Origin of the sequence: Rhodovulum imhoffii (assembly GCF_003046545.1) — a bacterium.
In the GTDB taxonomy this organism is placed as follows: Bacteria; Pseudomonadota; Alphaproteobacteria; order Rhodobacterales; family Rhodobacteraceae; genus Rhodovulum; species Rhodovulum imhoffii.
Map to the genome: position 1 here is coordinate 59937 of NZ_QAAA01000005.1, position 12731 is coordinate 72667.

The window sequence follows — 12731 nt, forward strand, 5'->3', positions numbered from 1 at the left end:
GGCGCGGGACAGGGGGCGCTGCCCCCGCGCGCAAGCGCGCCCCCCGGGGATATTTTGCCAAAGCAAGCTCAAGGCCGCAGAAACGCTCCGCCCTAGGGGCCTCGGGCCATCGGGCGGAGCGCCTTGCTTTGGACGGCCATCGGCGTCCCCGCCTGTACCGTGTGCAGAGGGTAGCAAAAAAAAGGTTTTGCTTTGGTTAAAATATCCTCGCCGAAGGCAGGACGCGTTAGGTTAGCGGACTTTCAGCGTCCTGGCTGTCAGGTGCGAAACGCCCAGAGACAGCAGGACGCAGAAAGTGAAAAGATAAAGTCCCCACGCAGTTTCTACGCGGCCCAGTCCCACACTTTTGACGATGACGATGTACAGGGCAATCAGAAAAATATCTGCCATTGCCAGCTTGCCCAGAACCTGCAACACCGGCATCGCGCGCGGGGAAACACGGGCATAGTGAACCAGCGTTATGCCTATGGTTTTGGCCATCGGTGCAATGAGTGCGAACAGAGTGACAAGCCCGGCAAGTAACATATCCGATTGCCAAAGCTTGGTAATGCCGGAGATTACCGAAATCTCGTTCAGCCCGAAAAGAGGCAACAAGCCTGCACGCAGCAGCGGTGCGAACCATGAGAGCGGGAACAGCACCAGCAGTGCGAGGTTCGCCATCCGCAGGGCTGTCACCGAACCGCCTCGATCGGGCCGTCGGCACGTCCGTGGATGAACTGGTTCAAGTACGGGTCGCCGCTATTGTCCATGTCCTGGACCCGGCCAACCCATTGGATTACTCCGTCATGCAGCATGGCCACGTCGTCCGCGATCGCCCGGACCGAGGACATATCGTGTGTAATGGTCATGGCGGTCGCGCCCATTTCGACGACGATTTCCCGAATCAGATCGTTGATGACGCCGGACATGATCGGGTCAAGGCCGGTTGTGGGTTCGTCGAAAAAGATGATTTCCGGGTCCGCGGCAATGGCGCGGGCAAGACCCACGCGCTTTTGCATCCCGCCCGAAAGTTCCGCCGGAAAAAGATCCGCAACCTGGGGCTTCAGGCCCACGCGGCGCAGTTTTTCAATGGCAATGTCACGTGCCTCGTCCCGTGCGAGCCTGCTCTTGCCGCGCAGCAGGCGAAAAGCAACATTGTGCCACACCGGCAGGGAGTCAAAAAGTGCCGCGCCCTGAAACAGCATGCCGAAACGGGCGAGGAAGGCTTCCCGCTCTGCCTTTGCGGCATCGTGCCCATCGATCAGGATCTTTCCCTGATCGGGATGAACCAATCCGAGGATTGACTTCAGCAATACCGATTTCCCGGTTCCCGATCCACCAATGATGACCATGCTTTCGCCCTTGGGGATGGTCAGGTTGACCCCCCGCAGAACCTTGTTGGCGCCGAACGCTTTATGGACATCGCGAAGTTCGATCATGCGGTAAAGAACAGCTCCGTCAGCAGGTAGTTGGCAGCCAGGATCAGCACCGACGCGGTCACGACGGCGGATTTCGTCGCCCGTCCCACGCCTTGTGCGCCGCGGCCCGAATTCATTCCGAAATAACACCCCACCAGTGCCACGAGAAATCCGAATACCGCCCCCTTGATGAGGCCGGAAGTCACATCCCAGACTTCAAGAAAGTCGGTGGTGTTTTTCAGGTAGGCCGCCGGGTTGAACCCGAGCCTTCCGGTTCCCACGATATAGCCGCCAAAGATACCGATGGAATCTCCAACGGCCACCAGAAGCGGCACGCTCAGCGTTGCGGCGAGGACCCGCGGAACGGTGAGATATTTCATCGGGTCGGTGGAGAGGGTGACAAGCGCATCGATCTGCTCTGTCACTTTCATGGTGCCGATCTCGGCCGCGATGGAACTGGCCACCCGCGCGGCAACCATGAGCCCGCCCAGGACAGGCCCCAGTTCCCGTGCCATGCCGATGGCGACGATGGAGGGAACGACCTCCTCGGCATTGAACCGGCTGCCGCCCGCGAAAATTTGCAAGGCAAGTGCGCCGCCGGTAAAAAGCGCCGTCAGCCCGACGACCGGCAGGCTGTTGTAACCGATGGTCAGAAGGGCATGGCCGAATTCGCGCAGATAGAAGGGCGGGCGCAGCATCGCGGCCAATGTGGCAAGGAAAAACAACCCGATCCGGCCGATGCCGCTCAGCATTGCCAGTGTCGATCGGCCGATCGTGGCAACAGGGGTCAGCAGCATCAGGCGCCCCCCCCAAGGTATCGGCGCCCATAGCGCGCGCCGAGGGATGTCAGGATTTCGTATCCGATCGTCCGGGCGGCATCGGCCACGTCGTCGACGGTCTGGCTTTCGCCCAGAAGCTGAAGGCTGACGGGATCTTCGGGAAGATGGGTAACGTCAACCGTTATCAGGTCCATGGACACACGGCCAAGGATCGGGCAGGGGGTACCGTGATGCATCATTCGCCCTTGGTGAGCAAAATAGCGGAAGATGCCATCGGCATAGCCCGCGGCTACGGTGGCGACGCGGGTGGGGTGTTCGGCCTTCCAGGTCACGCCATATCCCACGGCTTCGCCGGGCATCACCTCCCGAACCTGGATCACGGGCAGATCCAGCGTCACGACCGGCTCGGCCCCCTCGAAGGGGCGGCCGCCATAAACGCCGATGCCGGGGCGCGTGACCTCGAAGTGGTAATCCGCCCCCAGCAGTATGCCTCCGGTCGCGGACAGAGAACGCGGTATGCCACAGCCGTCGGTCATTTCGCGAAAACACCTCAGCTGGCTGGCGTTTATCGGATGGTCCGGGTCGTCCGCGCAGGCCAGGTGGCTCATGACGAGGCGCGGCGCGGCAGAGATTGCGATCTCACGGACGGCGGCCCATTCAGCGGGTTCCAGGCCCAGTCGGTTCATCCCGGAATCGATCTGAACCCCGAACGGATGCCCGGGCAGGGCTTCGAAATGACGGGTCAGTTGTTCGATGGAGTTGAGCATCGGTACCAGGCCGTGGGCGCGCAGCTTGTCGGCATCGCCTGCCATATGCCCGCCAAAGACGCCTATCTCCGGCCCCGGACCCAGCGCCCGACGCACCGCCGCCCCCTCTTCGGCGGCGGCGACGAAAAACCGCCGCGCCCCGGCGCGCGCGAGCCGACGCGCCACCGCGGAGGCCCCAAGCCCATACCCGTTGGCCTTTACCACCGCGCCGCTTTCAACCCCGCCGCCGCTGGCTTTGTCCAGGACGGTCCAGTTGCGCGCAAGCGCGTCAAGATCGATCGTGAGAAAACCCGTAGCCATGGCGGTGGTTTCGGCCTGTGCGCGCCCAAGGTCAAGCAGGAAACGCGCGCGGCTACCGAAAGCCCGCGCCGTCCGCATCTTCCTGCCAGGGTTTTACAAGGTTGCCGAACCGGGTGAATTGCGCTTCGAAGGAGAGATCGACCGTCCCGATCGGGCCATGGCGCTGCTTGCCGATGATGACCTCGGCCTTGCCGTGCAGACGCCCCATATCCTCGATCCATTTTTGCATGGCGTCGCCATTCTCCTCACCGGGTTTTTCGCGTTCCTTGTAATATTCGCCCCGGTAGACAAACATCACAACATCGGCATCCTGCTCAATCGAGCCGGATTCGCGCAGGTCGGACAGTTGCGGGCGCTTGTCGTCACGGGATTCCACCTGGCGCGAAAGCTGCGATAGCGCCACAACGGGAATCTCCAGTTCCTTGGCGATGGCCTTGAGTCCCTGGGTGATTTCGCTGACCTCGTTCACGCGGCTGTCCTTGGCGCTGGCCGGGCGCACAAGCTGAAGGTAGTCCACGAACAGCGCGTCCAGCCCGTGGGTGCGTTTCAGACGCCGGGCGCGGGCGGCAAGCTGGCTGATCGGCAGGGCAGGGGTGTCGTCGATATAAAGCGGGCAGGATTCCAACGCCTTCGCGGCTTCGACAAAGCGGCGGAATTCATCCTCTGTCATGTCGCCCTGCCGGATCTTGTGAGAGCTGATTTCCGACGCTTCGGCCAGAATCCGCCCGGCGAGCTGCTCGGCGCTCATCTCAAGGCTGTAGAAGCCGACAACCCCGCCGTCCACCGCGCCCTCGGAGCCGTCGGGCAGGCGACCGCGTTTGTAGGCCCTGGCGATGTTGTAGGCGATGTTGGTCGCCAGCGACGTCTTGCCCATCGAGGGGCGTCCGGCGAGAATCAGAAGGTCCGATTTATGCAGCCCGCCCAGCTTGGTATCGAGATCGGCCAGCCCGGTCGGAATCCCCGCCATGCCGCCATCCCGCATATAGGCGGCATTGGCCACGTTCACTGCGTCGGTAACCGCCTTCAGAAAGGACTGAAAGCCGCTGCCGCTCTGGCCTTCTTCTCCCAGCTTGTAGAGGGCCTGCTCCGCCTCCACGATCTGGGCTTTGGGGTCTGAACTGATGTCCACCTTCGCCGCCCGATCGGAGATATCGTGCCCAAGCGTAATGAGCTCTCGTCGGATGGCGAAATCGTAGATCATCTGGGCATAATCCCGCGCCGCAAAAGATGAGATCGCGGCCCCTGCCAGGCGGGCCAGGTAGGCGGGGCCCCCCAGTTCGCGCAGCCCTTCGTCCTCTTCCATGAAAGCCTTGAGGGTGACCGGCGAGGCCAGCGCGTTCTTCTGGATGCGCGCGGCTGCGATTTCGAAAATGCGCTGATGGACGGGTTCGTAGAAATGAACCGCCTTCACGATGGATGCGATGCGGTCGAAAATCTCGTTATTCGTCAGGATCGCGCCAAGAAGCTGCTGCTCGGCCTCAATGTTGTGCGGCAAGGCGGAGGTCTCTTCCTCCTGCCGAATCTTTTCGATCGTGTTCATCACTGCCCCCGTTTCTCCCCGGCTTTGGGGTATAGGGTGCCGCGCGGGGCCAAGGCAATCTGGATAAGCTGTGGATAAGCTGTGAATAAGATTACCGCAACATATTGCGGGAATCTGGAGCGGGACGTCAACGGATTGTGGTCTTTGTGGCGGAAAAACCTTGTAAGGGAGGAGAAATCAGCCCTTTTTCCGGCTGTCCTGCCATGCCCGCGGGGCTTTGAGGAACGATTCGACATCCTCAAGCGTTTCCGTGTCGAAGCGCGCACATGTGCGCGCTTCTGCCAGAACCTCCCACCATGTGGTCAGATGGTGCAGTTTTACACCATGCGCGTCCAACGTCTTTTCGGTTTCGGGAAAAATCCCATAATAGAAGATCACAGCCGTGTGCGCGCAGGTCGCCCCCGTGTCGCGGATCGCATCGACAAAACTGATCTTGCTGCCCCCGTCGGTGGTCAGGTCTTCCACCAGCAAAACGCGTTGACCTTCGGTCATCGCCCCCTCGATGCGGGCATTGCGGCCATAGCCTTTCGGTTTCTTTCGAACATAGGTCATGGGCAGGGCCATCCGCTCGGCCACCAGCGCGGCAAAAGGGATGCCTGCGGTTTCGCCGCCGGCGATGTTGTCGAAGGCTTCGAATCCGGCTTCGCGCATGACGGTGACGGTCAGGAAATCCATCAGCGTTGCCCGGATGCGCGGATAAGAAATCAGCTTTCGGCAGTCGATATAGGTTGGCGAGGGCAGCCCGCTGGCCAGGGTGAACGGTTCTTTCGCGTTGAAATGCACCGCCCCGATTTCAAGCAGCATCCGTGCGCTGAGCCGTGCGATTTCGGTCTTGTCGGGGTAGGTTGTGGGAATCATTTCACTTGGTCCGGATCAGGTCTCTTGAACGCGCCAGTGCAAAGGAAAGCCCGGATCGAAAAGGGTCACCGGCCCGGCCCCGGTTTCGATCTTCGCAGGGTAGGGGACGGGGGCGCCCTTGACCAGTGTGATCGTCTCTTCGTTCGCGGGCAGGCCGTAGAAGGCCGGGCCGTTCAGTGCGACAAAGGCCTCCAGCTTGTCGAGCGCCCCCTCGCCATCGAACACCTCGGCAAGGCACGACAGCGTATTGGTGGCAGAGAATATCCCCGCGCATCCGCAGGCGCATTCCTTGTTCGGGTCGGTGTGTGGCGCGCTGTCGGTTCCCAGGAAAAAGCGGGCATCGCCCGAGGTCGCCGCGCTGACCAGTTCCAGCCGGTGGGTTTCGCGCTTCGCGACAGGCAGGCAATAGTAATGCGGCTTTACCCCCCCCACAAGGATATGGTTGCGGTTGATGATCAGGTGGTGGGGTGTGACGGTCGCGGCCAGGTTGCTGTCCGAGGCCTGCACATAGGCCACGCCCTGCGCGGTGGTCAGGTGCTCCATCACCACGCGCAAATCGGGAATGGCGCGGCGGAGCGGGTCCAGTACCCGGTCGATGAACACCGTTTCACGGTCGAAGATGTCGATCTCGGGGTCAGTGACCTCCCCGTGAACGCACAGGGGGCAGCCGATCTCGGCCATCCTTTCGAGAACGGGGCGCACCTTGTCGAAATCCTGCACGCCGGAGGCCGAGTTCGTCGTCGCCCCGGCCGGGTAGAGCTTGACCGCGGCGATCAGCCCGCTTGCATGGGCGGCGGTCAGGTCGTCCGGATCGGTCGCCTCGGTGAGGTAGAGCGTCATCAGCGGTGTGAAACGCAGCCCCCCCGGCAGCGCGGCCAGAATACGCCCACGGTAGGCGCGGGCGTCGTCGGCGGTGACAACCGGCGGCACGAGGTTGGGCATCACGATTGCGCGGGCGAAATGGCGCGCGGTTTCAGGCAGCACCCCCTCCATCATTGCGCCATCGCGCAAATGCAGGTGCCAGTCGTCGGGGCGGCGAAGCGTCAGAGTCTGGGTCATGCCTGGGGCGTACACCTTTGCCGGGGGGCTTTCCAGTGAAAACCGGGGGCTTGTGGGGGGGCGCAATTGCCGCGCGCGTGCTGCGCTCGCAAAAGGAATTTGCCGCAACGCAGCATTCGTGATATGCTCCCGTCCAAAGTCCTGTGTTTCCATGACCCAAGATGGAAGGAGCCAGCCTTGTCCCCGCTTGCCTTGCCGTTTGCCTTTGGCTCGACCGCCTTCAAATTCTGGCACAGCTCATATGAGGCCCAGTTGCGTCTGATCTGCACCTGGGTGGAGATGATGCGTGTTTTCAGCCCTGCGCTTTTGCACACGCCGCAAACACCCCCCCCAGTGGCAAGACCCGTGCGCCCCACGCGCACGCCGCCCGCACGCCGCGCTGCCGCCAGGGTTTCGCCGCAACCCACCGCGACCCCGGCCCCTGCAAGAGCCGCTTCCGAGACACTCGCGCCGGCTGAGCCTGCGGCCCCGGGCCCGGCCGTTGCGAAATCCGCGCCCGCCCCGAACCCGGCGCCGCGCCGCCGTGCCCGCAAACAGCCGGCAACCCCGGCCCAGCCATTCAAGTAACCCTGCGTCTGCCGCATAACGGGTTGCGGCCTTTTGGCACTGGAAAACAAGGCTGCCAACCGCTACCTCCGCCACAGGGGAGGAAACACCTATTCGGCAGGAGTTTCCGAAATGGCAGTCGTACATACAAACATCTCTGGCGGGCACACGCCGCTTCTGAACACCGTTGTCGAACGGCTGGCCCGGATGATGGAAAACCACCCGCGCATGCGTCAGATCGATCATCTGAACCACACAACGGATGCCGAACTGGCTGCCCGTGGTCTGACCCGGAAGGATGTGGTTCGGCACATTTTCCGGGATCGTTACATGGTCTGATCCTTCCGCGCACGCAGTCCGTATTTCAGGATGATGGTGCTGGCTTCTGGTGACAGGGGCCTGGCCGGTGGGGTGAGCATCAGGCGACCGAACAAGGCGCGCAGGGGTTCCTCTGTCATCAGCTCTTCAAAGCGCCGCCGCCTCCAGGCGACAGCCTCTTCGTGCAGGCGGGCGAGGGGGACGTCGGATCGCAGATGGTCAAGCTGGGCCGTGCGCTCCGGGGCTGTTGCGCTGATTGAGTTGTCTTCATCGGTGCAAAAGTTGCGCTCTGCCCAATAATCCATCGCCATCGGGAGGTCGGCATGGCTGGCGCGCCCTCGCGCGGCTTTCAGAACATAGCTTTCCATCGCGCCCAGCGCGTAATGATTCAGTTGAACCAGTTTATAATTATCTTGGTTGAAATCATTGAAAACACGCGATTTGTGAAAGGCGGTGCCGAGCGGGCGGCCCGATCCGTCGAACCAGCGGGCCTCGCCCAGGCGGTCGCGGTTGGGCTGCCGCGGGCGGTGCACCCCGAGTTTGGCGTAGAGACCATCGTTGCGGAACAGAGTCTTGAACATGGCAGCGCGCCATGGCCAGCCCATCACGCGTGGTGCGGCGCGGGTGAATTGCGCGGTTATCGGCCTGTCCTCGTAGTGCACGATTCCGGCATTGCCGAACAACCGCCACGTCAGGGTGATCGCGCTTGCCTTGGGCAGGGCCGAAAGAAGTGCGCCGAGGGACCCATCCTCCACATGGATATTGACGAATTCGTCGATGTCCAGCATCGCCACCCAATCGGCCTGCGCGAACAGCGGGTGCGCGCTGGCCAGTCGCAGCGCCTGCCATTGGGGGCCCTTGTCATGGGGGCCGGGATTGGGCACATGGGTCAGCCAGCCCATTTCCTGAAGCCGGTCCAGCATCCTGTCGGTGCTGTCCTCGCAATCGTTTGACAACACGAGAAAATCGGTAAACCCGATCGCACGGTGATGGGCCAGCCACTCCAGCAGGAAGGCGGCTTCGTTCTTGACGGTCAGGACGGCGAGGAAACGCAAGTTCAGGTTCGGCTTGCGGTTGCGCTCAGCGCGGCCATTCCGATCAGGGCACCGCCGCCCGCGCGGCTTATCCGGCGCAGGATCGCGGGCCGCAGCCTTGCCCGCAACCTGTCTGCCAAAAGCGCGTAGGTCAGGGCGTTCAATGCGGCAAGTGCCACGAAGCTGGCCGTTATGATCGCGAATTGTGGTACGAGGGGGGCTTCGGGGCGCAGGAACTGCGGCACGAAGGCAATGAAGAATCCGATCGATTTCGGGTTGAGCGCCGTCACCGCCGCCGCATGCCAAAAGATTGCGCGGGCGGGTTTGGGCGCCATCTCGCCCGTGTCGGCAACCGGTGGATTGCGCCAAAGCCGCAGCCCAAGATACACCAGGTAAGCGGCTCCGGCCCATTTGAGCACGGTAAAAAGGGTCGCCGATGTCAGAACCAGCGCCCCAAGGCCGGCCAGCGAGGCGCTGAGCGCGATCAGATCCCCCAAAGCCACGCCCAGAGCCATTGCGACCGCCACCCGCCGTCCCTGGCTGAGCGCATAGCTCGTGACCAGGAGAACCGTCGGACCGGGGATCATGAGCAGCAGCGCCGAAGCGGCGAGAAACGCGAGCCAGAGATCGAGAGACATGGGGCAACTCCTTTCCCGTGCAGTTGGCCACAGCCGGCCAGTGGTTGCAACGCCCTTGACGCATCTGTCCGCCCGTGCAGCATGACCGCAGGGAGGATGTCGGATGCAAGAGGCGACCGGTTCGATCGATGCGGTGCAGAAGATTCTGGCCGGGCAGGGCTATGTGTGTGGCCGCGCACTGGGGACAGTGGTGTTTCTGGCCCTGCGCCTCGGACGTCCGTTGTTTCTGGAGGGCGAGGCCGGCACCGGCAAGACCGAAATCGCCAAGGCGCTTGCGGCTGGTCTGGGGCGGCGCCTGATCCGGCTGCAATGTTATGAAGGGCTGGATGTCTCCAGCGCCGTTTATGAATGGAACTTTGCGGCACAGATGATCGCCATCCGCACCGCCGAGGCCGTGGGTGCCGAAGACCGTGCCGCGCTTCGGGCGGAGCTGTTCCGCGAGGAGTACCTGATCGCGCGTCCGCTGCTGGAGGCCCTGCGCCCGCAACCCGGCGGTGCGCCGGTGCTGCTGATCGATGAGATCGACCGCACGGACGAACCTTTCGAAGCGTTTCTGCTGGAGGCCCTGTCGGATTTCCAGGTCACGATCCCCGAGCTTGGCCCCCAGCGTGCACAGACCCCGCCCATCGTGGTCCTCACCTCGAACCGCACGCGGGAGGTGCATGACGCGCTCAAGCGCCGGTGTCTTTATCACTGGGTCGACTACCCGGATGCCGCGCGCGAGCTCCGGATTCTGCGCGCCCGTTGCCCCGAGGCGGCCGAGGCGCTTTCGCGTGAGGTCGTCGCCTTCGTCCAGCGCCTGCGCACAGAAGACCTGTTCAAACGTCCCGGTGTCGCGGAAACCCTGGACTGGGCCAAGTGCCTGTTGGCGCTTGACGTGGTCGCGCTGTCGCCGGAGGTGATCGCCGATACCCTTGGTGCACTGCTGAAATACCAGGACGACATACAGCGCCTCCAGGGCAGCGAAGCCCGGCGGATCCTCGATGACCTGCGTGCAGAGACCGCGCCGTGACGGGGGCGGATTTGCCGGATACGCCGCGCCTGTGGGAAAATATCGCCCATTTCGCCCGCGCCCTGCGGGTGGCCGGGCTGCCCGCCGGGCCGGGACAGGTCGTGCGCGCGGTCGAGGCGGTACAGGCTGCGGGTTTCACCGAAAGGGCGGATTTCTACTACACTTTGCAAGCCTGCTTTACCAATCGTCCGGAACACCGCGCCGTTTTCGCGCAGGCCTTTCGCCTTTACTGGCGCGACCCCCGGTTTCTTGAGCACATGATGTCCCTTTTGTTGCCCGCGATGCGGGGCGTCGCCGAAGAGCACCATGCCCGCCCCGGGGAACGCCGTGCGGCGCAGGCGCTGCTGGAGGGGGTGGAGCGTCGGCCCCCCGACATGCCGCCGCCGCCCGAGGTGAGGGAGATCGAGGCCAGCCGGACCTGGTCCGCCAGGGAGCGGCTCAAGACGCTCGATTTCGAACAGATGACCGGTGAGGAACAGGCCCGCGCCCTGCGCATGCTGAAAACCCTCCGCCTGCCGGTTCCGCCGGTACTCGGCCGCCGCACTGTGCCGCAGCTTGCCGGAAGGTTGCCCGATTGGCGCACGACCGCCCGCGCGTCGCTTCGGCAGGGGGGGGAAATCCGCCGCTTTGCCTGCCGCGATCGGTGCAGGCGGCCGCTGGACCTTGTCGTGCTGTGCGATATTTCCGGGTCGATGTCGTCTTACGCCCGGATGGTGCTGCATTTCGTGCATGCGGTGGCCAGCCGTCCCGGGCCGGGCTGGGGCAAGGTACAGGCCTTTACCTTCGGGACCCGGCTGACCAACATCACCCGTCAGATGCACGCACGCGATGCCGATGCCGCCCTTGCCGCTGCCGGGGCTGAGGCGCGGGACTGGGACGGGGGTACGCGAATCGCAAGCGCAATCCGGGAGTTCAACCGGAAGTGGTCTCGCCGGGTTCTTGCCGGGGGGGCGGTCGTGGTGCTGATCACCGATGGGCTGGATCGCGACTTGCCTGACATCTTGTCGCGGGAAGTTGAAAGGTTGCGCCTTTCCTGCCGACATCTTGTGTGGATAAACCCACTTTTACGCTGGGAAGGGTTCGCGCCGAAAGCCAGAGGAATAAAGGCAATTCTTCCTCATGTGGACAGTTTTCGCCCCGGTCACAACCTCCGCGCGATCGAGGATCTGGCCCATGCGATCGGCCAGCCCCGAGATGCGGGCGTGCATGCCCGGATGATGACGCTTCTGTGACCCGGACGTCAGCTTGATCTGGATCAAAGTGAGGCGCCGCAAAAACATACATTAAAAATATGTAGTTTCCGGCCGCCTTCCCAGCGGATCTTCAAGGAAACGACCCCTGTGTCTTTCCCGGCACAGGATTGGCCCGGCGGACGTTCCCACCGCCCTGGTCAAAGATTGTCCCGGTTCTCCCTTCCGGGACATATTCCAGCGCCGTGGGGCCTCCCTCCCCACGGCGTTTCCTTTGCGTTCTGCGGCGCTGCGCGTCATGATCGCAAGGGGGGAAAACCGATGCAGGAAATCAATGCCATTCCGGAAATCGCATTGTGCTGGCACAGATCCGGTCAGGGGGCCGTTCTGGCGACGGTGGCTGAGACCTGGGGCAGTGCACCCCGTCCGGCGGGCAGCCAGATGGCGGTCTCGGGCGTGGGGGAGATGGCGGGGTCCGTCTCCGGCGGGTGTGTCGAAGGCGCGGTAGTGGCCGAGGCGCTGGCGGCGCTGGCCGATGGGGCGCCGCGACTGCTGTCTTTCGGTGTGGCGGACGAAGACGCTTTTGCCGTCGGGCTGGCCTGTGGCGGGCGCATCCGGGTGCTTTTGGAACCTGTCGCCGCCCTTTCAGAGGGCCTGCTGGAGGAAATTGTTGCCGCCCGCGCGCTTCGTCGCCCGATTGCCTATGTGGTCGATACCGAAAGTTGGGCCCGCCGTCTGGCCGGGCCGGAGGACCGTGAAATCGCCGCGCGCCTGCGGGCTGACCGTTCGGGCTGTGACGGGGCGCGGGTCATTGCGCTTTTCAATCCGCCGCTTCGGATGGCGGTTGTGGGCGCAGTGCATATCGCACAGGCGCTGGTGCCCATGGCGCGGCTGGCCGGGTTCGACCCGGTGGTGATAGATCCCCGTCCGGCGTTTGCAACGCAGGCGCGCTTTCCGGGGGAAACTATCGTGGAGGACTGGCCAGATGAGGCGCTGGCCGCGCTTGGGCTGGATGCGCGCGCGGCGGTCGTCACCCTGACGCACGACCCCAAACTGGATGATCCGGCCATCCGTGTCGCGCTGGAAAGCGATGTGTTCTACCTTGGATGTCTGGGGTCGACCCGTACCCATGCGAAGCGGTTGGAGCGGTTGCGCGCCGCCGGTCTGGGGGAGGCGCAGCTTTGCCGCATCCATGCGCCTGTCGGCCTGGATATCGGGGCGCGCACTCCGGCGGAGATCGCGACCTCGGTAATGGCCCAGGTCGTCCAGCGGCTTCGGCTGGGGTAAAACAAT

13 protein-coding genes are annotated in these 12731 nt (G+C 63.4%); 4 read left to right on the plus strand and 9 right to left on the minus strand.

Annotated elements, in window-relative coordinates:
* Positions 1-231: 231 nt before the first annotated feature.
* The 7 genes from C8N32_RS05660 to pyrC form a co-directional block, all read right to left on the minus strand.
* Positions 232-660 (minus strand): paraquat-inducible protein A, encoded by a 429-nt coding sequence (locus C8N32_RS05660; RefSeq protein WP_107891512.1) that lies wholly within the window; start codon positions 658-660, stop codon positions 232-234.
* A gap of 11 nt (positions 661-671) precedes the next feature.
* Positions 672-1418, minus strand: a complete 747-nt coding sequence (locus tag C8N32_RS05665; protein ID WP_107891513.1) for an ABC transporter ATP-binding protein — start codon at positions 1416-1418, stop codon at positions 672-674.
* A complete protein-coding gene (locus C8N32_RS05670) occupies positions 1415-2194 on the minus strand; it encodes an MlaE family ABC transporter permease (protein ID WP_107891514.1) in 780 nt (259 codons plus the stop codon). Before C8N32_RS05670 ends, C8N32_RS05665 begins: the two co-directional genes overlap by 4 nt.
* Positions 2194-3243, minus strand: a complete 1050-nt coding sequence (gene alr, locus C8N32_RS05675; RefSeq protein ID WP_107891638.1) for an alanine racemase — start codon at positions 3241-3243, stop codon at positions 2194-2196. Before alr ends, C8N32_RS05670 begins: the two co-directional genes overlap by 1 nt.
* Positions 3244-3295: 52 nt before the next feature.
* Positions 3296-4783 (minus strand): replicative DNA helicase, encoded by a 1488-nt coding sequence (locus C8N32_RS05680; RefSeq protein ID WP_107891515.1) that lies wholly within the window; start codon positions 4781-4783, stop codon positions 3296-3298.
* 177 nt (positions 4784-4960) lie between these two features.
* The gene (locus C8N32_RS05685; RefSeq protein WP_107891516.1) at positions 4961-5641 is read right to left on the minus strand and encodes an orotate phosphoribosyltransferase; all 681 of its coding nucleotides are present in this window, start codon (positions 5639-5641) and stop codon (positions 4961-4963) included.
* Positions 5642-5656: 15 nt separating this feature from the next.
* Positions 5657-6700 carry a dihydroorotase gene (gene pyrC / locus C8N32_RS05690; protein WP_107891517.1) on the minus strand — a complete coding sequence of 348 codons (1044 nt, stop codon included), beginning with the start codon at positions 6698-6700 and terminating at the stop codon, positions 5657-5659.
* A 678-nt stretch (positions 6701-7378) separates the two neighbouring features.
* Here pyrC and C8N32_RS05700 point away from each other — a divergent pair.
* Positions 7379-7585 (plus strand): DUF1127 domain-containing protein, encoded by a 207-nt coding sequence (locus tag C8N32_RS05700; protein WP_107891519.1) that lies wholly within the window; start codon positions 7379-7381, stop codon positions 7583-7585.
* On the opposite strand, the gene C8N32_RS05705 is transcribed toward C8N32_RS05700, so the two are convergent.
* Both C8N32_RS05705 and C8N32_RS05710 read right to left on the minus strand, forming a co-directional pair.
* Positions 7573-8619: a glycosyltransferase family 2 protein gene (locus C8N32_RS05705; RefSeq protein ID WP_107891520.1), complete on the minus strand. Its 1047-nt coding sequence runs from the start codon at positions 8617-8619 to the stop codon at positions 7573-7575. The two genes, C8N32_RS05700 and C8N32_RS05705, sit on opposite strands and share 13 nt — an antisense overlap.
* A 2-nt stretch (positions 8620-8621) precedes the next feature.
* Positions 8622-9236, minus strand: a complete 615-nt coding sequence (locus C8N32_RS05710; protein WP_107891521.1) for a LysE family translocator — start codon at positions 9234-9236, stop codon at positions 8622-8624.
* A gap of 103 nt (positions 9237-9339) precedes the next feature.
* Here C8N32_RS05710 and C8N32_RS05715 point away from each other — a divergent pair, with 103 nt between their 5' ends.
* The 3 genes from C8N32_RS05715 to C8N32_RS05725 all read left to right on the plus strand — a co-directional run bounded on the left by C8N32_RS05715 (position 9340) and on the right by C8N32_RS05725 (position 12725).
* Positions 9340-10248, plus strand: coding sequence for an AAA family ATPase (locus C8N32_RS05715; RefSeq protein WP_107891522.1), 909 nt, complete (start codon positions 9340-9342; stop codon positions 10246-10248).
* On the plus strand, positions 10245-11480 hold the full coding sequence (locus C8N32_RS05720; protein ID WP_107891523.1) for a vWA domain-containing protein: 1236 nt from the start codon (positions 10245-10247) through the stop codon (positions 11478-11480). Before C8N32_RS05715 ends, C8N32_RS05720 begins: the two co-directional genes overlap by 4 nt.
* A 279-nt stretch (positions 11481-11759) precedes the next feature.
* Positions 11760-12725 (plus strand): XdhC family protein, encoded by a 966-nt coding sequence (locus C8N32_RS05725; RefSeq protein ID WP_107891524.1) that lies wholly within the window; start codon positions 11760-11762, stop codon positions 12723-12725.
* Positions 12726-12731 lie beyond the last annotated feature (6 nt).